Below are 1,464 nucleotides of genomic sequence, written 5' to 3'. Positions count from 1 at the left end.
CGCAGAATTTCAATGCAAAAGCGAGCGTAAATTCCGCGGGAGATTCCACTGCGAATTCCGCTGCCGTAAATTCTTTAGCAAATTCAACCGCAGCAAATTCTACGAAGCAAAATTCTGCTGAAAATTCTACGGCATTAAATTCCGCATCGAGCGCAATATCCAAAACGCTAATTTTCGCCCTGCCCTCGTCCAAAAATTACCTAGACGAGCCTATGGGCGCTACCATATTCGATGTCGATAAACTAGGCGAAAAATACGCATTTTTATATAACGGCGACGCGTTTGAAAAGATGCTGGGCGTGTTTGCGGTCGGCAAGATCATGCACTATAAGCTACCGATGACGGGGATTAAAAACGTCTATTTCTACGACGAAAATACCGTGATTTTGCTAGGTCTTGGTAGCGAAATTTTATACTTCGACCTACCTAGCGGCAAGGTAAGCTTCGAGCAAAAGCTCACCATCGCGTCTTTGGGCGGCAGCGCCTACGACCGCGCTAGCGGGACGCTACTAATCTCGTGCGAAGGCGGCATCGTGTTTTATTTCGACGCGAAAGCGAAAAAACTTATGAGCCAAAAGTCCCTGCACAAGGACGGGATCTACTCCGTGGCGCTGCTTGGCGATCGCATGATGAGCGGCTCGAACGACAAAGAAAGATCGTGCTACTACGAAAACGGCGATTTCGCTAAATTTTATAACGCCCATTTTGCAGTTTTTGCCGTGGCGCTAAGCCCCGAGCTAGGCGCTTTTACAGTTAGTAACGGCGTGCGCGTAATCGATAAAGCAGGCGAGATCGTCCGCAGCATCGAGCTAGGTAACGATATCATCAACTATCTGCTTTTCGAAGGAGATTATCTCGTGGGCTCGGGGTACAATAGATATATCTACTTTTGGGGGCTAAAATGAATATTTCAAGCGTCGTGATCTATCTGGGCGCAAATACCGACGTAGCGGCGTTTCGCAAGCAGCTGCAAAGTATCGGCGGCTGCGAGTTCGTAGCGTGCCAGGACGGCAAGGCGGTAGCCACGATTAGCGCGGAGAGCTTCGAGGACGAGATCGCCGCATTTCGCGCGATAGAGGCTATAAAGGGCGTAAGCGAGGCGATGATGATCTACTCATACTCCGATCTGGACGCAGATATCGCCGCGGCAAACTCCGACAACGGCGAGCAGATAATGCGCGAGCTGGACGAAAAAGACCCGAGCCAGATCAAATACGGCGGCAAGGTACGGGTCTAAACCGCCGCCGTAAATTTTAAAATTTTACCGCCAAATGTAAATTTTAAAATTCCAAATTTAACTACCAAATTTAACTATATAATTTTAACTGCGCAAACAAGCTTGGAATTTTTACAGCAAGTCGTTTGCTGCAAGCGCTGCGGATTATGGGCTCGTTAAGCTTGCATTGGATAATATAGCGCAATCTGCCCGAAGGAGTAAGCTTGCGCCTGAAATACCTTTGTATT

Annotated in this window: 2 protein-coding genes; both read left to right on the top strand. The window is 48.2% G+C overall.

What is annotated here, in order from left to right:
- On the top strand, window positions 1-905 hold a 905-nt coding region (locus Q0256_RS07310; RefSeq protein ID WP_297961717.1), incomplete at its 5' end, for a hypothetical protein.
- Complete coding sequence (locus Q0256_RS07305; protein ID WP_297961714.1) at window positions 902-1,237, top strand: chaperone NapD; 336 nt, start codon at window positions 902-904, stop codon at window positions 1,235-1,237. The genes Q0256_RS07310 and Q0256_RS07305, both read left to right, overlap by 4 nt.
- Window positions 1,238-1,464 lie beyond the last annotated feature (227 nt).

Source organism: uncultured Campylobacter sp., from assembly GCF_937949835.1.
Lineage (GTDB): Bacteria > Campylobacterota > Campylobacteria > Campylobacterales > Campylobacteraceae > Campylobacter_B.
This window is presented reverse-complemented; position numbering and strand designations above follow the sequence as displayed.